16 protein-coding genes and 1 pseudogene are annotated in these 16,796 nt (G+C 60.4%); 14 read left to right on the top strand and 3 right to left on the bottom strand.

Translation table 11 applies throughout. The features are described from left to right. The coding region (locus MUW49_RS06005; protein WP_244812517.1) for a transposase at positions 1-279 on the top strand (279 nt) is incomplete at its 5' end. Between the two features lie 52 nt (positions 280-331). Here MUW49_RS06005 and MUW49_RS06000 read toward each other — a convergent pair. Then, a pseudogene (locus tag MUW49_RS06000) lies at positions 332-553 on the bottom strand (radical SAM protein); the annotation flags it as partial. Between the two features lie 174 nt (positions 554-727). Between MUW49_RS06000 and MUW49_RS05995 the strand changes: the two are divergent. Further along, entirely contained in the window at positions 728-1,318 is a 591-nt protein-coding gene (locus tag MUW49_RS05995) for a tetratricopeptide repeat protein (RefSeq protein ID WP_052815418.1), read from the top strand. A gap of 3 nt (positions 1,319-1,321) precedes the next feature. On the opposite strand, the gene MUW49_RS05990 is transcribed toward MUW49_RS05995, so the two are convergent. After that, positions 1,322-1,534 (bottom strand): hypothetical protein, encoded by a 213-nt coding sequence (locus MUW49_RS05990; RefSeq protein WP_010674802.1) that lies wholly within the window; start codon positions 1,532-1,534, stop codon positions 1,322-1,324. A 325-nt stretch (positions 1,535-1,859) separates the two neighbouring features. On the opposite strand from MUW49_RS05990, the gene thrS reads away from it, so the two are divergent. The 12 genes from thrS to MUW49_RS05930 all read left to right on the top strand — a co-directional run bounded on the left by thrS (position 1,860) and on the right by MUW49_RS05930 (position 16,242). After that, positions 1,860-3,788 carry a threonine--tRNA ligase gene (gene thrS / locus MUW49_RS05985; RefSeq protein ID WP_052815417.1) on the top strand — a complete coding sequence of 643 codons (1,929 nt, stop codon included), beginning with the start codon at positions 1,860-1,862 and terminating at the stop codon, positions 3,786-3,788. A gap of 21 nt (positions 3,789-3,809) precedes the next feature. Further along, positions 3,810-4,340, top strand: a complete 531-nt coding sequence (gene infC / locus MUW49_RS05980; RefSeq protein WP_185219337.1) for a translation initiation factor IF-3 — start codon at positions 3,810-3,812, stop codon at positions 4,338-4,340. 86 nt (positions 4,341-4,426) lie between these two features. Continuing rightward, positions 4,427-4,624: a 50S ribosomal protein L35 gene (gene rpmI / locus MUW49_RS05975; protein WP_005300673.1), complete on the top strand. Its 198-nt coding sequence runs from the start codon at positions 4,427-4,429 to the stop codon at positions 4,622-4,624. Between the two features lie 15 nt (positions 4,625-4,639). After that, the gene (gene rplT / locus MUW49_RS05970; protein ID WP_010674800.1) at positions 4,640-4,996 is read left to right on the top strand and encodes a 50S ribosomal protein L20; all 357 of its coding nucleotides are present in this window, start codon (positions 4,640-4,642) and stop codon (positions 4,994-4,996) included. 306 nt (positions 4,997-5,302) lie between these two features. Beyond that, on the top strand, positions 5,303-6,286 hold the full coding sequence (gene pheS, locus MUW49_RS05965; protein ID WP_114522998.1) for a phenylalanine--tRNA ligase subunit alpha: 984 nt from the start codon (positions 5,303-5,305) through the stop codon (positions 6,284-6,286). 12 nt (positions 6,287-6,298) lie between these two features. Then, positions 6,299-8,686 carry a phenylalanine--tRNA ligase subunit beta gene (pheT, locus tag MUW49_RS05960; protein WP_041211446.1) on the top strand — a complete coding sequence of 796 codons (2,388 nt, stop codon included), beginning with the start codon at positions 6,299-6,301 and terminating at the stop codon, positions 8,684-8,686. A 3-nt stretch (positions 8,687-8,689) separates the two neighbouring features. Next, the gene (ihfA, locus tag MUW49_RS05955; protein WP_005300715.1) at positions 8,690-8,986 is read left to right on the top strand and encodes an integration host factor subunit alpha; all 297 of its coding nucleotides are present in this window, start codon (positions 8,690-8,692) and stop codon (positions 8,984-8,986) included. Positions 8,987-9,040: 54 nt separating this feature from the next. Further along, a complete protein-coding gene (locus MUW49_RS05950; RefSeq protein ID WP_114522999.1) occupies positions 9,041-12,964 on the top strand; it encodes a transporter substrate-binding domain-containing protein in 3,924 nt (1,307 codons plus the stop codon). A gap of 1 nt (position 12,965) precedes the next feature. Continuing rightward, the gene (locus MUW49_RS05945) at positions 12,966-14,216 is read left to right on the top strand and encodes a response regulator (protein WP_052815378.1); all 1,251 of its coding nucleotides are present in this window, start codon (positions 12,966-12,968) and stop codon (positions 14,214-14,216) included. Beyond that, positions 14,217-14,831, top strand: coding sequence for a GNAT family N-acetyltransferase (locus MUW49_RS05940; RefSeq protein WP_052815379.1), 615 nt, complete (start codon positions 14,217-14,219; stop codon positions 14,829-14,831). Between the two features lie 72 nt (positions 14,832-14,903). Next, positions 14,904-15,677 carry a Sir2 family NAD+-dependent deacetylase gene (cobB, locus tag MUW49_RS05935; RefSeq protein WP_161648235.1) on the top strand — a complete coding sequence of 258 codons (774 nt, stop codon included), beginning with the start codon at positions 14,904-14,906 and terminating at the stop codon, positions 15,675-15,677. A gap of 106 nt (positions 15,678-15,783) precedes the next feature. Then, positions 15,784-16,242, top strand: coding sequence for a hypothetical protein (locus tag MUW49_RS05930; protein WP_080989932.1), 459 nt, complete (start codon positions 15,784-15,786; stop codon positions 16,240-16,242). Between the two features lie 95 nt (positions 16,243-16,337). Here the strand turns inward: MUW49_RS05930 and tnpA are convergent, their stop codons facing one another. Next, positions 16,338-16,742 (bottom strand): IS200/IS605 family transposase, encoded by a 405-nt coding sequence (gene tnpA, locus MUW49_RS05925; protein ID WP_244812516.1) that lies wholly within the window; start codon positions 16,740-16,742, stop codon positions 16,338-16,340. Positions 16,743-16,796 lie beyond the last annotated feature (54 nt).

Genomic DNA, 16,796 nt, shown 5'->3' with positions numbered 1-16,796 from the left:
GAATATAAGCAGGCATGGCGAGGCGGTCAGGTGTTGGCGATAAACCCGGCCTACACGAGCCAGCAGTGCGCCTGTTGTGGGCATACTGCGAAGGATAACCGCCAGACGCAAAGCCAGTTTAAATGCGCTGCGTGTGGTTATGAGGCAAACGCCGATGTGAACGGCGCTCGCAATATTTTAGCGGCGGGACACGCCGTTTTAGCCTGTGGAGGCGCGGTGCAATCAGGCCGCCCGATGAAGCAGGAACCCGGTACTGCGCGAGCAGCTATCACCCAGTAATGGGAATCCCCCTCCTGTGACGCGAAGCGCTAAGGTGGGGGAGGATGTCAAGCTCGCACCCCTGATAGGGATTGATGGAGCGACTGAAGGGAAGATCCGGCGAATCGTTGTAGCTGATGATGCTGCGGGCGCTGATCTCCGTCACCTCGGTGCGGGGAGCGCTGGCGGCAAATGCCGCGTCCCAGTCGCTCTGACTCCAGCCGTCGTCAACGGTTTCTATTTGCGGGCCGCTGAAGCGGTGCTCGACATTGTGGTTCGCGCCTCGTCCTGCCATCACATCACCAATGCACTGTTTATATATACAGTTATTTTGCTGTGTCGCCCGTCAAACTGCAAGTTCGCAAAGAGCGACCCCATGAAAGAGGGTGAACCCAGGTGATCTCCTGCTTGATCTGTTGCTACATTTCGTTTACATAGACGAAATGCGAACCAGATCACGGAAAATGTCATGCAACCTACTATCGCCCGCTGGCTCTTCATCGCCCTCATTGCGCTGGTCATCTGGCGTCTGATCCCGCTCTCCACTGAGCAGGAGCTGGCGGCGGCCAACCGCGCCTGGCGGACAGGGCACTTTGATGAGGCGACCCGGATCTGGACGCCGCTGGCGGAGCAGGGCCAGCCACGGGCACAGGCGCTGATGGGTTGGAGCCATGAAGTGGGGCAGGGGAGCGAGCAGGATATGGATCGCGCCATCCGACTCTATCGTCAGGCTGCGCAGGCGGGGGACGCTTTCGGCCAGTATCGGCTGGGAGAGGTCTATCTGCGCGGGGCCGGGGTGAAGCGGGATCTGCACGAGGCGTTTCGCTGGATGGAGCTGGCAGCCAGGAACGGTGATGTGCCCGCCATGCTGAAGGTGGGCATCCTGCAACTGATGGGGGTCAACGGGCGGGTTGAACTGGCCGAGGCGAAGCAGTGGCTCTATCAGGCCTCGCAAAAGGGCAACAAGATGGCACTCCAGGTGTTGCAGGAGATGGCGCTGGCCGAGGAGGGGCGCAGCGCCTTCGATTTCAATGGCCACTCTTTTCTGAACGCCGGTTAGGGATCAACGGCTGGCGGTGACTTTGCCGGGCGTCACGTCGGTGACATAGAGGGTACTGCGCTCGGCACTGTGGACGATGCTGCATACCTCCCGCTTGCTGCCATCGCCCAGGATCACCAGCTCACCGATATGGACGGGACAGTGAGTCGTGAGAAGGTGATCCGGATGAACCAGCTTTTCTGCATGCTCCGGAAATGAAATGTCGTAGGTGTACATCATGCTCTCCTTGCTTTGGCTGACGCCTCAATCTGGTACAGGGTATGGCAGCAGAAGGGCGCCCTCGCAAGTAGGACAGGTTGACACCCGCGCTTAGACGGTATGCAAAATCGCCAAGACAGCTTGTCTGGGTTGTCGCGTCTGATACAATCCCCCGCTGTACCTCTCAATGGATGGCCTTGCACACGCCATATGGTGTGCCACTGCCGTGTACCAACCGTATTGTGAACGGTGAAACTCGGGAGTGAACAGCTGGACATGAAAGGGTTTCTCCAACCTGCATGTGGCCTTTGGTAGGGGTCACCACTGTATAAGGAAACACCTAATGCCAATCATTACTCTGCCTGACGGCAGCCAACGTCAATTTGCCCACGCCGTTTCCGTCATGGATGTGGCCGCGGACATCGGTCCCGGTCTCGCCAAGGCGTGCATTGCCGGTCGGGTAAACGGTGAACTGGTGGATGCCTGTGAGCTGATCGAAACCGATGCCTCCCTGGCCATCATCACCGCCAAAGACGAAGAAGGTCTGGACATTCTGCGCCACTCCTGTGCTCACCTGCTGGGTCATGCCATCAAGCAACTCTGGCCCCAGACCAAGATGGCCATCGGTCCCGTCATCGACAACGGTTTCTACTATGACATCGATCTCGACCGCACCCTGACCGACGAAGATCTGGCTGCCCTGGAAGAGCGCATGCTGGCGCTGGCCGCCAAGGATTACGACGTCATCAAGAAGAAGGTCTCCTGGCAGGAAGCACGTGACGTGTTCGAAGCCCGTGGCGAGACCTACAAGGTCGAGATCCTGGATCAGAACATTGCCCGTGATGACCAGCCCGGTCTGTATCATCACGAAGAGTACATCGACATGTGTCGCGGCCCGCACGTGCCCAACATGCGTCATTGCCACCACTTCAAGTTGCAGAAGATGTCCGGCGCCTACTGGCGCGGCGACTCCAACAACAAGATGCTGCAGCGCATCTACGGCACCGCCTGGGCCGACAAGAAGCAGCTCAAGGCCTATTTGCAGCGTCTGGAAGAGGCCGCCAAGCGCGACCACCGCAAGATCGGCAAGCAGCTCGACCTGTACCACATGCAGGAAGAAGCGCCGGGCATGGTGTTCTGGCACAACGATGGCTGGACCATTTTCCGCGAGCTGGAAACCTTCATCCGTGGCAAGCTCAAAGAGTACGACTATCAGGAAGTGAAAGGCCCCTTCATGATGGATCGCGTGCTGTGGGAGCGTTCAGGTCACTGGGAAAAATACGCCCAGGCCATGTTCACCACCCAGTCCGAAAACCGCGAGTACGCCATCAAGCCGATGAACTGCCCGGGTCACGTGCAGATTTTCAACCAGGGTCTGAAATCCTACCGCGATCTGCCGCTGCGCATGGCCGAGTTCGGCTCCTGCCACCGCAACGAGCCGTCAGGCTCCCTGCACGGCCTGATGCGGGTACGGGGTTTCACCCAGGATGACGCCCACATCTTCTGTACCGAAGAGCAGATCATGGAAGAGGTGTCTGCGTGCATCCGCATGGTCTATGACGTCTACGGCACCTTCGGTTTCGAAAACATCGTGGTCAAGCTCTCGACCCGTCCGGAGCAGCGTATCGGCTCTGATGAAGCCTGGGATCGTGCCGAGGCCGCGCTGGCCGAGGCGCTGGAACTCAACGGCCTGAAGTACGACCTGCAACCGGGCGAGGGGGCTTTCTACGGTCCCAAGATCGAGTTCACCCTGCACGATTGCCTTGATCGTGCCTGGCAGTGTGGTACCGTGCAGCTCGACTTTGCCCTGCCGGGCCGTCTTGGCGCCACCTATGTGGGCGAAGACAACGAGCGCCACATCCCCGTGATGATCCACCGCGCCATTCTGGGCTCGCTGGAGCGCTTCATCGGGATCCTGACGGAAGAGTACGCCGGTCTGTTCCCGACCTGGCTGGCACCGACTCAGGCCGTGGTCATGAATATCACGGATAACCAGGCCGATTATGCGGTGAAAGTTGCCAAGGCATTGAATGATGCGGGCCTTCGCGCAAAAGCGGACTTGAGAAATGAGAAGATTGGCTTTAAAATCCGCGAGCATACTTTGAAGCGAGTACCCTTCATGCTGGTCTGCGGCGACAAAGAAGTAGAAGCCGGCAAGATTGCAGTGCGTACTCGTAAAGGGGCTGACCTGGGCTCTTATCCTGTTGAAGAGCTGATTGCTCTGTTGACCCAGGAAGTTCAGACCCGCGGACAAAAGAAAGTGGAGGAATAAGCTATAAAAGGCGGAAAAAAACTGGGCAAGCAACCGCAAGCCCGCGCTCACCGGATCAATGAAGAGATCCGTCTGAAAGAAGTTCGTCTGACTGGTCTGGATGGTGAAGCCATTGGCATCACCTCCATTCAGGATGCGCTGAACTTGGCCCTTGAGGCAGGAGTGGATCTGGTCGAGATCAGTCCGAACGCTGAGCCGCCCGTTTGCCGGATCATGGATTACGGCAAATTCCTCTACGAAAAGAGCAAGACCACCAAAGAACAGAAGAAAAAGCAGAAAGTCGTCCAGGTCAAGGAAATCAAATTCCGTCCTGGCACCGACGAAGGCGACTATCAGGTAAAACTACGCAACCTGGTTCGCTTTCTGGAAGACGGGGACAAGGCAAAGGTCACCCTGCGCTTCCGTGGTCGTGAAATGGCCCACCAGGATCTTGGTATCAAGGTTCTCGAGCGCGTCAAGAACGATCTGGAAGAGCTGGCCGTAGTCGAATCGTTCCCGAAAGTCGAAGGCCGTCAAGCTGTGATGGTCCTCGCACCCAAGAAGAAATCTTAAGGCCCACAAGAAATTGACTCATGGGGCTGGCCCCATGAGTCGGTTCGCCTTGCGATTTTGTTGTCACTCACAATGCGGAGTATGAAATGCCGAAGATGAAAACCAACCGGGGCGCCGCAAAGCGCTTCAAGAAGACTGGCTCAGGTCGCTTCAAGTGCAAGCACAACCACCTGCGTCACATCCTGACCAAGAAGAGCAGCAAGCGTAAGCGTCAGCTGGGACCGAAGTTCTTTGTTTCCGCTGCCGACCACAAACGTGTTGTCGCTTGTCTGCCGTACGCATAAGGGGGGATGTGAAAAATGCCAAGAGTTAAACGTGGTGTGACCGCTCGCGCTCGTCACAAGAAAGTAATGAAAGCCGCCAAGGGTTACTACGGCGCCCGTTCCCGTGTCTACCGCGTAGCGGTACAAGCGGTAACCAAAGCTGGTCAGTATGCCTACCGTGACCGTCGCCAGAAGAAGCGTCAGTTCCGTCAACTGTGGATTGCGCGTATCAACGCTGCAGCCCGTCAGAACGGTCTGTCCTACAGCCGTCTGATCGACGGTCTGAAGAAGGCTTCCATCGAGATCGATCGCAAGATCCTGTCCGATATCGCCGTTCACGACAAGCTGGCTTTCACCGCCCTGGTTGAAAAAGCTAAAGCAGCTCTGGTCTAATCCAGCTCTGTTATAAAAATAAAGGAGGCTCAGGCCTCCTTTTTTGTTGCTCATTTTTGAGCGTAGGCAGGTAGCATGCCAGGTTCATGAATGCTTTATCCTTCCATATGCCAACAAACTAGAACAAACGACGCTTGTCTTAATCCTGTTGCATCTGGCTTGTGGCTTTATCCATATAACAAAATGATTTGCAGGGAGAAAAGCCCGTCATAACTATGGTCAGCCAAGGGGCTTTTTTTGTATTATTCCCCTCTTGACCTTATTTAGCCTAAAGGCTCCTGTTCCGGGAGTGGTGACGAGGAAGACATGCAACAGCTTGAAGAAGTAGTCGGCCAGGCCAAGGCCGAAATTGAGGGCGTGAGCGACATCGCCGCCCTCGACGAAATCCGGGTCAAATATCTGGGTAAAAAGGGCTTTTTTACCGAGCAGATGAAGGGACTGGGTGCCCTGTCCGCTGAAGAGCGTCCCGCAGCGGGCGCCGTGATCAACCAGGCCAAACAGCAGGTTCAGGATGCCCTAAACGCGCGTCGTGAAGCCCTCGAAGTCGCCGTGCTGAACCAGAAGCTGGCCGCCGCGACCATCGACGTCAGCCTGCCGGGCCGCCGCATCGAGAATGGCGGTCTGCACCCGGTGACCCGCACCATCGAGCGCATCGAGCGCCTGTTTGGCGAGATGGGCTTCAAGGTTGCCCGTGGTCCCGAGATTGAAGATGGCTTCCACAACTTCGATGCGCTGAATATCCCGGCTCACCACCCGGCGCGTACCGATCACGACACCTTCTACTTCGATCCTGATCTGATGCTGCGTACCCACACCTCCGGTGTGCAGATCCGCACCATGGAACATCAGCAGCCGCCGATCCGCATCATCGCGCCGGGCCGCGTCTATCGTAACGACTACGACATGACCCACACCCCGATGTTCCACCAGGTCGAAGGCCTGCTGGTTGACGAGCATGCCAGCTTCACCGAGTTGAAAGGCATCCTGCACGACTTCCTGCGCAACTACTTCGAGGAAGACTTGACGATTCGCTTCCGTCCTTCCTATTTCCCGTTCACCGAGCCGAGCGCCGAAGTGGACGTGATGGGCAAAAACGGCAAGTGGCTGGAAGTGCTGGGCTGCGGCATGGTGCACCCGAACGTGCTGCGTTCGGTCGGCATCGATCCGGAAAAATACTCCGGCTTTGCCTTCGGCATGGGCGTTGAGCGCCTGACCATGCTGCGTTACGGGGTCAATGACCTGCGTGCCTTCTTCGAAAACGACCTGCGCTTCCTCAAGCAGTTCAAGTAAGGGCGAGAGAACATGAAATTCAGTAAATCCTGGGTGATGGAGTGGGTCCGCACCGAGTTGAGTGACAATGCACTGGCCGAGCAGATCACCATGGCCGGTCTGGAAGTGGACGCCGTGGAAGCTGTAGCCGGCCAGTTCAACAATGTGGTGGTGGGTGAAGTGGTCGAGTGCGCCCAGCACCCGGACGCCGACAAGCTGCGGGTGACCAAGGTCAATGTGGGCGAGGCCGAGCTGCTGGACATCGTCTGCGGTGCGCCGAACTGCCGCGCCGGCCTCAAAGTGTGCGTGGCCAAGGTCGGGGCGACCCTGCCGGGTGATTTCACCATCAAGAAAGCCAAGCTGCGCGGCCAGCCGTCCCACGGCATGCTCTGTTCCTTCAGCGAGCTGGGCATCGACGTCGAAGCCGATGGCATCATCGAGCTGCCGCTGGATGCCCCCATCGGGACCGATATCCGTGAATACCTCGCGCTCAACGACGTCAGCATCGATGTGGATCTGACCCCGAACCGTGCCGACTGCCTCGGCATCGCGGGTCTTGCCCGTGAAATCGGCGTGCTCAACAGCGTGGACGTGGTCGAGCCGACCTGGGCGCCGGCTGTTGCCACTATCGATGCAACCTTCCCGATCCGGGTTGAAGCGTCGGCAGATTGCCCCCGTTATCTCGGCCGTGTCATCAAGGGGCTGAACCTGCACGCCCAGAGCCCGCTCTGGATGCAGGAGAAGCTGCGCCGTGGCGGTATTCGTTCCATCGACGCCATCGTTGACATCACCAACTACCTGCTGCTGGAATACGGCCAGCCGATGCACGCCTTCGACCTGGCGACGCTTGAAGGGGAACTGGTGGTGCGTCGCGCCAAGGCCGACGAGCCCATGACCCTGCTCGATGGCAACGAGGTGAAGCTCAAAGAGACCACGCTCGTGATTGCCGATGCCAAAGGCCCTGCCTGCATGGCCGGCATCTTCGGCGGCGATCGCACCGGTGTCTCCGAGACCACCACCGACATCCTGCTGGAGTGCGCCTTCTTCGCGCCGCTCTCCATCACCGGCCGTGCCCGTGCCTACGGTCTGCATACCGATTCTTCCCACCGCTTCGAGCGCGGGGTGGATCCCGAGCTGCAGGCCAAGGTGATGGATCGTGCCACCCGTCTGCTGCTGGACATCTGCGGCGGTGAAGCGGGTCCGGTCATCGAAGTCAAATCCGATGCCCATTTGCCCAAGGCTGCCCCCATCAAGCTGCGCCGCACCAAGCTCGACAAGGTGATCGGCATCAGCGTGGCGGATGCGCAGGTGGTCGAAATTCTGACTCGTCTGGGCATGCAGGTAACCGTGGATACTGACGGCTGGACCGCGCTGGCTCCCTCCTGGCGTTTCGACATCGCCATCGAGGAAGACCTCATCGAGGAAGTGGCCCGCATCTACGGCTACAACAACATCCCGAACCTGAAACCCGCCGCCTCTCTGGCGATGGTGGAGCAGGCTGAAGGGCAGGTGACCCTGAAGCGGGTACGCGACCTGCTGGTTGATCGCGGTTTCCAGGAAGCGATCACCTACAGCTTCGTCGATCCCAAGACCCAGCAAACCCTGTTCCCGCAGAGCGATGCCATCGTGCTGCCGAACCCGATCTCGGTCGAGATGTCCGCCATGCGCGTCTCTCTGTTCCCGGGTCTGGTGCAGGCGGTGGTCTACAACCAGAACCGTCAGCAGCCACGCGTGCGCCTGTTTGAGCAGGGCCTGCGTTTCATCAAGGACGAGAATGCCGAGAACGGCATCCGTCAGGAACCCATGCTGGCCGGCATCATCACCGGCAACCAGGGGGACGAGCACTGGGATGTCAAGGCCCGTCCCGTCGACTTCTTCGATCTGAAGGGTGACCTGGAAGCGGTACTGGATCTGACTGCCGAAGGGGCTACCTTCACCTTCGAGCGCACCGAGCACAGTGCCCTGCATCCGGGCCAGAGCGCAGCCATTCTGCGTAATGGCGTCGTGATCGGCCACATCGGCGTGATCCATCCGAGCCTCGAGAAGAAGCTGGGGCTCAAGAGCCGCGCTGTCATGTTCGAGCTGGAGCTGGACAAACTGACGCCGGCCAAGGTGCCGGTTGCTGCCGAAGTATCCAAGTTCCCGGCCAACCGTCGCGACATCGCCGTGGTGGTTGACAGACAGATCCTGGCAGGCGACGTTCTGGCAGTAATTAAAAAAGTTGGCGGAAATCAGTTAGTTGGAATAAACTTGTTCGACGTATACCAGGGCGCTGGTATGGCAGAGGACAAGAAGAGCCTGGCCATCAGCCTGGTGTTGCAAGACACCCAGCGCACCCTGGAGGAGAAAGAGATCGCCGAGACCGTGGACAATGTCGTGCGGGCCCTCGGTGAAGAGTTGAATGCATCCTTGAGGGATTGATCTATGGCGCTTACCAAAGCCGACATTGCAGAGCACCTGTTCACCCAGCTCGGGATGAGCAAGCGTGAAGCCAAAGATATGGTGGAAGCCTTCTTTGAGGAGATCAGACAGGCGCTCGAGCGTGGCGAACAGGTCAAGATTTCCGGCTTCGGTAACTTCGATCTTCGCGAGAAGAACCAGCGTCCCGGACGCAACCCCAAGACGGGGGAGGATATTCCCATCAGCGCCCGTCGCGTGGTGACCTTCCGGCCCGGCCAGAAGCTCAAGGCCAGGGTAGAAAATGTTGAACCCAACGAGTGACAAAAAGCCAGGCAATCGCCTGGCTTTTCCATTCCGATGATAAAAATCCTTCTGTTGTCCGGCGCGCTGCTGGCCTTGCCACTGCGTGCCGCCATACTCCCGCTGTCACCGGGTGCCCAGGCTTATGCCGATTCGCTCACCGGACTGACCTTCTGTTACCCGGCCCTGCAACGTCCTCCCTATCTGGAGGCGGAGGGGGGCCTGCTTATCGATCGCATGACGCGGTTGGCAGAGCTGTTGCCGGTACCGGTGCATGTCGAGAAGCGGCCGAGCTGGGCAGCCATGACGCAGGATCTGCTGAACGGGCGCTGCGATCTCATTCCTCACGTCGGGCCTGCCCGGTCGAACTCGAGCGATACCGTCTTGAGCCGGGCCATGATGGAAGCGGAGTCCGCCATCCTCTATCGGGGTGAGCTCGATCAGGCGCAGTTTCTGGTGTCACCTATCTGGCAGGCCCAGGAGATCCTGAAGCGTCTCTATCCAGGTTCATCCCAGCAACAGCTGACCGATGCCGAGAACTGGTATGGTGCCCTGGTGGCCGGCAAGGGCAGCGCCTATCTCGGCGATTATCTGCAACTGCGCTACCTGATGCGGGAATTCCCGGATGAAGGGCTGCGCCTTCGTCGTCTTCGCAGCGATGATCTGGTCATCAGTTACCGGCTGATGATGCGCAACCAGCCCGAGTTGCTGGAGCTGGTGGATACGGCCATCCGCTATTTGCCGCCGGGCAGTCTCTACCGGGATCTGGGCAAGTATCTGCCTCAGGGTGAGCAGGATGTGAATCCTCTGCATTTTACCGACAAGGAGCAGGCCTGGCTGGTCGGCAAGGCCCACACCATCAAGATGGTGGCGGATCCCGGCTTCATGCCATACAGCGGTGTCAACCAGCAGGGAGAGCTCATTGGCTGGAGTGCGGATGTCTTGCGGGAAGTGAGTCGGCAGACAGGGCTGCGCTTCGAGCTGGTACCCGCCGCCAGCCGGGAGGAGGCGTTGGCATTGCTGCGCAGTGGCGATGCCGCCATGATGGTCGGGCTGATGGAGTCCGCCGCCCTGAACAAGGAGTTCGACTTCACCCGGATGGTGGCGACCAGCCGCTATGCTCTGGTCAGTCGCAGCAAGAGGGGGCCTGCCTCCCTCGCGGACGTCAGTGGCAAGGTGGTGGTCCCGAGAATGCTCTATGATCCCGGCCTGCTTGCCCGGTTCGGCCAGCATGAGTGGGAGGTGACCGACAACCTGCTGCAGGGATTGGCGGCGGTGCGGCATGGGGATGCCCAGGCCATGCTGGCGGAGTTGTACCAGCTCCAATATCCCATTCGAAACAACCAGTTGAGCGAGCTGACCATCACCGAATTGCCGGAGCGTTTCGGCCTCGGTTTTGCCATCCGGCCGGAACAGACCAGCCTGGCAGGGGTGCTGGATCAGAGCCTGATGACCCTCAATGATCGGCAGGTGGACGAGCTGGTGCAACGCTGGCGTCGCCTGGTGGTCAACCAGCAGGAAGGGGTCAGCTACGGTTTCTGGCTTGGCTCCGTGTTGCTGGCACTGCTGATCAGCATGGCGGTGATCTGGTCAGTCTGGCGTTCCCGCCAGCAACTGGCCCAGGAGGCCCGCGAGCGTCACAAGGTAGAGCAGGCGCTGGCGCTGGAAAGCAAGTTCAGGGAGTCTCTCTTCCAGGCGCTCCCCGTGCCCGTGTTCTTGCGCAATGACAAAGGGGAGGTGATCAAGCGCAACAAGCGGGCCAAGCGCATGGAGGCGCGCTACGCCGCCGATCTGGTGCTGCCCGCGCCACAGTTGCAGGGCGCCGAAGGGGAGCTGGCGCTGCACGAGCAGGTCTACTCCTATGCCCAGATCCCCTTGCGACTGGGCCCCCAGGCACCGGCAGGGGATCTTATCGCCCTCTCCGACATCAGCGCCCTGCGCGAGCGTACCCGCCTGCTGCGTCAGGCAGAGCGGCGCCTGCGCGCCCTCACCAATACGGTGCCCGGTGTGGTGCTGCAATTCACCCTGCTGGGGGGAGCCATCACCCGGGTGGAGTTTGTGAGCCGGGGCAGTCACGAACTGCTGGGGCTGGCGAGCCAGCAGATCCGGGTCAATCCCAACGAGACCCTGACTCGCATCTCCCACCAGGACAGGCGCGAGATGCGAGCCCCCATGCTGGCCATGCTGCAAGCCGGGCGACCTTTCTCCCATCTGCTGCGCTATCAGCACCCCGCCAAGGGAACCCGCTGGCTGCAATTTTCCGGCAGGGGGCGCCGTCAGGGGGAGGGGTGGCGGATCTACGGGGTGGTGCAGGATGTGACGGCCAGGGTGGAGCAGGAGCACTCCCTGCAGCTTTCCCACGAGCAGGCCCAGCAGGCCGTGCTTGCCAAGGGGCGCTTCCTGGCCGCCGTGAGCCACGAGATCCGCACCCCCATGAACGCCATGCTCGGCTTGCTGGAGTGGCTCGAGCAGACCGGACTCAATGCAGAGCAGGCCTCGGCTCTGGCCCATGTCAGGCAGGCGGGCAATGAACTGCTCGGGCTGCTCAACGACGTGCTCGACTTCAGCCGCAACGAGACGCGTCAGTTGCGCCTCTCTGTACAGCCCACGGATCTAGTGGAGCTGTGCGAACACGTGGCGGCGGTGCACTGGTCCAAGGCGCGATCCCGCCATCTGCAACTGCGCCTGGCGCTCGACCCGGCGCTGCCCGCCTTGATGGAACTCGATCCCCACCGGGTGCAACAGGTGCTGCACAACCTGCTCTCCAACGCCATCAAGTTCAGCGAGCGGGGAGAGGTGGTGCTCTGGGCCCGGCGACAAGGGGAGTGGATTTTGTGCGGGGTGGACGACGAGGGGCCCGGGATCAGTGCCGAGCTGTTGCCCCGGTTGTTCCTGCCCTTCGAACAAGGGGAGGAGCCTGGCCAGCCCAGAGCCCAGGGAACCGGGCTTGGGCTAGCCATCTGCCGCCAGTTGATGGAGCAGATGGGGGGCGAGATCCGGGTCGAGCCTCTGGCTCGCGGGGGTAGCCGTTTCCTCTGCTCGTTGCCCCTCAGGCATGCGCAGGAGAAGGCGCCCTGGCAACCGCGCGTCAAGACGGTCTCCCTACAACTGTTGCCCGGGGAGCTCGAATATATGCGGGCCTGGCTCGCAGAGTTTGGCGTGGCCGAGGATCCGGCGGCACCTTGCCTTGGGGCCATGCAGGACGATGGGGGCTTGCGCGCCTGGTACTGGCAGGGGGAACCCTGGATCCCGGGCTCCGTGGTCAGCCTGCTGCAGCCCAGACTCGTCCGTGGCGCCGAGGAGATCACGGACCTGCCGGGGGCAGGCAGGCGGGTGCTGCTGGTGGAAGATCACGAGGTGAACAGAATGCTGATCAGCATGCAGCTGGGTCAGCTGGGGGCCCGGGTATTGAGCGCGGCCAATGGCCGTCTGGCACTGGAGATCCTGCAATCGGAGTCGGTGGATCTGGTGCTGACGGATCTGCAGATGCCGGTGATGGACGGCGCCGAGCTCTGCAGGCAATTGCACGCCGATGAACGCTGGCAGCATCTACCCGTCTACGTGATCACCGCGGATCTCAGCGAGCAGGCGGCGCAGCGACTGGCGGAATGCGGCTGTCAGGGCCATCTGGACAAACCCGTCTTGCTCAGGGATCTGGCCGTATTGCTTCGTACCGTCTTTGGCCCCCATGACGGGGGGAAGGCACCGCAGCCAACGGCAGCCCTTTCCCTGCCCGTGTCCCTCAGCCCGGCCCTCGTAGACATCTATCTGGCATCGGTTCACCATGATCTGGCCGACATTGAGCGGTGTGTCACACAAGGGGACGAGAAGGCCCTCAATACGGCTTTACACAAGATGAAGGGGGCCGCCAAAATGGTGGGGGCTACCCCCCTGGTAGAGGTGATCGACCGTTGGCAGGAGGCCCCCGGACATCCCCTTGCAGCCGCCTTGAGGCAGTGCGTGGAAGAGGTCTGCCGACAACTGGGCGAGAGAGCATGAGATGATCATCACAGATGAAGAGTTGATGGACTTGCTGGAGTCTGATGACAGCCAGGAGCCAACTTTTTACCCGGTCAGCGTCTATGCCCTGGACGCCGTCTCCCATCTGGCGGTCAAGGGAGCGGGCCTGCCGGCCTATGCCAATCTGCACCGCACCCGACCCGATGCCGGCTGGCAATGGGAAGGACTGTTTGCCGCCGGGGCCATCGCCCTGTTTGATCCTGCCTCTCATCAGGGGGCCGACTATCTGCCTCATCTGTTGGCTCCCGGGGCGGGGATCTATCGCCTCAGCGATCCCTGGCTCGAGGGGTTGCAGGCACGGGAGCAGGGGTGGCGTGCCTGGCTCGCCCAGTGCCAGATCCTGCTGCTCGAAGATCACCCCTTCCAGGGAGCCTGCATTCAGCAGGAGATCCAGGGACTGGGGTTGCCCTGCCACTGGGTTCAGGATGGCGAAGGGTGCCTCAAGGCGCTGGAAGAGGGGGGCGTGAGATTGCTTATCTGTGATCTCAGCCTAGCGGAGCAGGATGCCATCAGCCTGCTGATGAGCCATCCCCAGTATCGCCACAGCGGTCTGCCCATCATCCTGCTCTCCGCTCATGATCAGACCCTGATAGACGGCGCCCGGCGTCTCCTGCACGATGCGGGTTTCAACGTGCTGGCCGCCCTGGCCAAGCCGCTGCAAAGCGACGATCTGCTGCGTCTGCTCAAGATGCTCTATCTTGGCCCCCAGCGTCAGCGCAGGCTGGGCGGGCTCAAGCGCACCGTGCGTAGCTGGCAGGGAGAGGCGAGAGGACAGCTTGGGCTGCTGGCAGATGCGGCTTCCTGCACGCTGCCGATCTGGCTGAGCCTGAGCGGTCTTTCCCCTCACTGGGAGCCGCTCAAGCTCTGGCTCGAGCAGCATGGACGAGAAGCAAGCGAACTCACCCTGGTCATCCACCGACGGGATCACCTGCTGAGCCAGGCGGACCGTTTCGCCCTGGTGCTGCAGGCGAGCCTCGCGGGGGCCAGACTCGCGCTGCTGCTCGATCATGCCCAGCACCTGCCGTTTGATCTCATCGAGCGTCTGCCGTTGCAATCCTTGCTGCTCGGGCAACACCTGCTGCCCGAACTGGAGGCGATGGCTGCCGACTCCTTGCTGGCCCGCTTCATCCAGCGCTCCCGGGAGCTTGGCATCGCGCTCTACCTCGACGACCCCTTCAACCTGCAGGATGCCGCCCAGTGGCAGGATCGCGGCGTGGCAGGGCGCTGGTAAATGGCTCGCTATCTTTGCTGGCCGCTCGATGAGCCGCGCTTGTGGCAGGGAATGTCGGGTTGGACGGCTCCCGCCTCACGGGCCGCCTTGCCGATGACGATGGTGGTGGGGGGGCTGACTTGCCGCTTGCAGGAGCTGGCGGGCAGCGACCCGAAGCGAATATGCGCGGCCTATGACGCCTTGAGCGAGCAGAGCGTCTATTTGCGCTTCATGCGGGCCAAGCAGCCTGCGACGGCCGAGCAGCTCGCCTTCTTTCTCGACTACCCCAGAGAACCCCAGATAGGATTGCTGCTGACCGACGAGCAGGGGGGGCCGCTTGCCATGGCCCAGTCCGTTCGCCGGCGCCTGCACCCGGACAGGGCCGAGTTTTCCTGCATCGTCGCGGATCATTTTCAGCATCGCGGCGCCGGGCGTCGCATCCTGCTGGCGCTTGCGCGGCTGGCATACGGGGAGGGGATCCGGGAGTGGACGGCGGAAGTGCTCGGCCAGAATCGCCCCATGCTGGCTCTGCTCAAGGGGCTCGGGTTGCCGCTTACCCTGGTGACAGGACGGGAGATGGTCTTTGCCAGGCTGGATCTCGCGCCCATGGCGAGCTTTGTGCTCCCATCGGCCTAAGACCAAGGGCGAATGGGCCGCCTCTTGCTCCTGTGCTAAGGTCAGCCTGTTACCCGTTGGAGGAGAACAACCATGGTGCAGTCAGCCAAACATATCGTGATCCTCACCGGTGCCGGCATCTCGGCCGAATCCGGTATCAAGACCTTCCGGGCCTGTGATGGCCTGTGGGAAGAGCACATGGTGGAGGACGTGGCCACCCCTGAAGGCTATGCGCGGGATCCCGAACTGGTACAATGTTTCTACAATGCACGGCGCCATCAGTTGCAGCGCGCCGAGATCCACCCCAATCCGGCCCACTATGCATTGGCCCGTCTGGAGCGCCTGCTGCCGGGGCGCGTCACCTTGGTCACCCAGAACATCGACAACCTGCACGAGAGTGCCGGCAGCAAGAACCTCATCCACATGCACGGCGAGTTGCTCAAGGCCCGCTGCCCGGGCTCTGGTCAGGTGATCGAGTGGCGCGGGGATCTCCATCAGGAAGAGCTGTGTTCCTGCTGCCAGTTTCCCCACCCGCTGCGCCCCCATGTGGTCTGGTTCGGGGAGATGCCCCTCGGACTTGACCGCATCTACTCGGCCCTGGCTCAGTGCGATCTCTTCATCTCCATCGGGACCTCCGGGGCGGTCTACCCTGCCGCCGGATTCGTCCATGAGGCCGGCCTGAACGGTGCCCATACGGTGGAGCTCAATCTGGAGCCGAGCGAAGTGGGCAGCCAGTTTGATGAAAAACGTTATGGTCCGGCTTCCTTGCTGGTGCCCGCTTTTGTGGATGAACTCCTGCAAAGTTGCGGAGTGCATCAGCCTCTCTCCGTCGAGGGCCATAACTGGATGGAGATGCGGGGCCCCTAATTATTGATTTTTCACACAGTTGCATTGACCCACTGAAATCGCCACACTGGCTCCTAACTTCAAGATGCAGTTGGCACAACATGTCATGAACTTTCCAACGCGCGGGATGGCCTCGCTCCTGCTGGTGCTTTTCTCGTTCGGTACCCAGGCTTCCTCCTCTTCGCTATTGCAACTGATCCTGCCGGACAAGCGGGAAATCACCCTGGATGAGGCGGCGTTGGCAGCCTTGCCACAAGTGGAGTTCGAGACGGCGACGCCCTGGACCCTCGGCACTCACCGCTATCGTGGACCGACCCTGAAGAGCGTGCTGGCGCAGCAGCAGGTGGATAGTGCCAGCGCCATCGATGTTGCCGCACTCAATGGCTACCAGCAGCGGGTCGATCTCTCCCTGTTTGCCAAGGTGCCGCTGACCCTGGTGCGTTACCAGGATGACAAACCGCTCACCCGTCGCAATAAAGGGCCGCTCTGGCTGCTGGTCCCCCTCTCGGCCCATCCCGACATGGATGTGTCCGCCATCCACAACAACATGGTCTGGCAGGTGATCCGCATCGAGGTTGTCCCGTGACGCGACGACAGCGAGATAACCTGCTGCTTGCAGCCATCTTAAATGCGAAAGGGGACTCCCTCCGACGTAGGTGGGAGGGGAATTTCGCCGGGGCGTCAGCCCCGCTGGTTTTGAATGTATTGCTTGATCACCTCCAACGGTGCTCCGCCGCAAGAGCCCGCAAAGTAAGAGCGTGACCAGAGTACGGGTTTGCTGTAAGCACCCCTCAAGTCCAGAAATTCATTACGCAGTCGCCTTGATGTGACCGCCTTTAACGAGTTCACCAGCACCGATAGCTGCACTGTTGGGCCGTACTCTATCAGCATGTGAACATGATCAACCTCTCCGTCACACTCTTTCAGTTCCGCACCAAAATCTCTGCAAACCTCTGCCGCACACTGACCGAATGAAGCGTGATGCAGATCCCCCAATATCGGCTTTCGATACTTGGTGATAAACACCAAATGTACGTGCAAAACGTAGGTCGCATGGCGTGATTTATTAATTTTAGTGAATTGCATTCTGTCACTCAATCGGGCTTAATAGATATGGCAATAATGCTACACACTGAGCGC

Source organism: Aeromonas sp. LsrichE-8G (genome assembly GCF_022869435.1).
In the GTDB taxonomy this organism is placed as follows: domain Bacteria; phylum Pseudomonadota; class Gammaproteobacteria; order Enterobacterales; family Aeromonadaceae; genus Aeromonas; species Aeromonas caviae.
The sequence above is the reverse complement of the archived record's forward strand: the minus strand, read 5'-3'. Positions and strand labels throughout refer to the sequence as shown.

Coding starts and splice junctions, on each gene's coding strand:
- pheS (WP_114522998.1), top strand. CDS start 5,303: ATGCAACAGCTTGAAGAAGTAGTCGGCCAGGCCAAGGCCGAAATTGAG.
- MUW49_RS05995 (WP_052815418.1), top strand. CDS start 728: ATGCAACCTACTATCGCCCGCTGGCTCTTCATCGCCCTCATTGCGCTG.
- tnpA (WP_244812516.1), bottom strand. CDS start 16,742: ATGCAATTCACTAAAATTAATAAATCACGCCATGCGACCTACGTTTTG.
- pheT (WP_041211446.1), top strand. CDS start 6,299: ATGAAATTCAGTAAATCCTGGGTGATGGAGTGGGTCCGCACCGAGTTG.
- ihfA (WP_005300715.1), top strand. CDS start 8,690: ATGGCGCTTACCAAAGCCGACATTGCAGAGCACCTGTTCACCCAGCTC.
- MUW49_RS05990 (WP_010674802.1), bottom strand. CDS start 1,534: ATGTACACCTACGACATTTCATTTCCGGAGCATGCAGAAAAGCTGGTT.
- thrS (WP_052815417.1), top strand. CDS start 1,860: ATGCCAATCATTACTCTGCCTGACGGCAGCCAACGTCAATTTGCCCAC.
- rpmI (WP_005300673.1), top strand. CDS start 4,427: ATGCCGAAGATGAAAACCAACCGGGGCGCCGCAAAGCGCTTCAAGAAG.
- MUW49_RS05930 (WP_080989932.1), top strand. CDS start 15,784: ATGGCCTCGCTCCTGCTGGTGCTTTTCTCGTTCGGTACCCAGGCTTCC.
- rplT (WP_010674800.1), top strand. CDS start 4,640: ATGCCAAGAGTTAAACGTGGTGTGACCGCTCGCGCTCGTCACAAGAAA.
- MUW49_RS05940 (WP_052815379.1), top strand. CDS start 14,217: ATGGCTCGCTATCTTTGCTGGCCGCTCGATGAGCCGCGCTTGTGGCAG.
- cobB (WP_161648235.1), top strand. CDS start 14,904: ATGGTGCAGTCAGCCAAACATATCGTGATCCTCACCGGTGCCGGCATC.
- MUW49_RS05945 (WP_052815378.1), top strand. CDS start 12,966: ATGATCATCACAGATGAAGAGTTGATGGACTTGCTGGAGTCTGATGAC.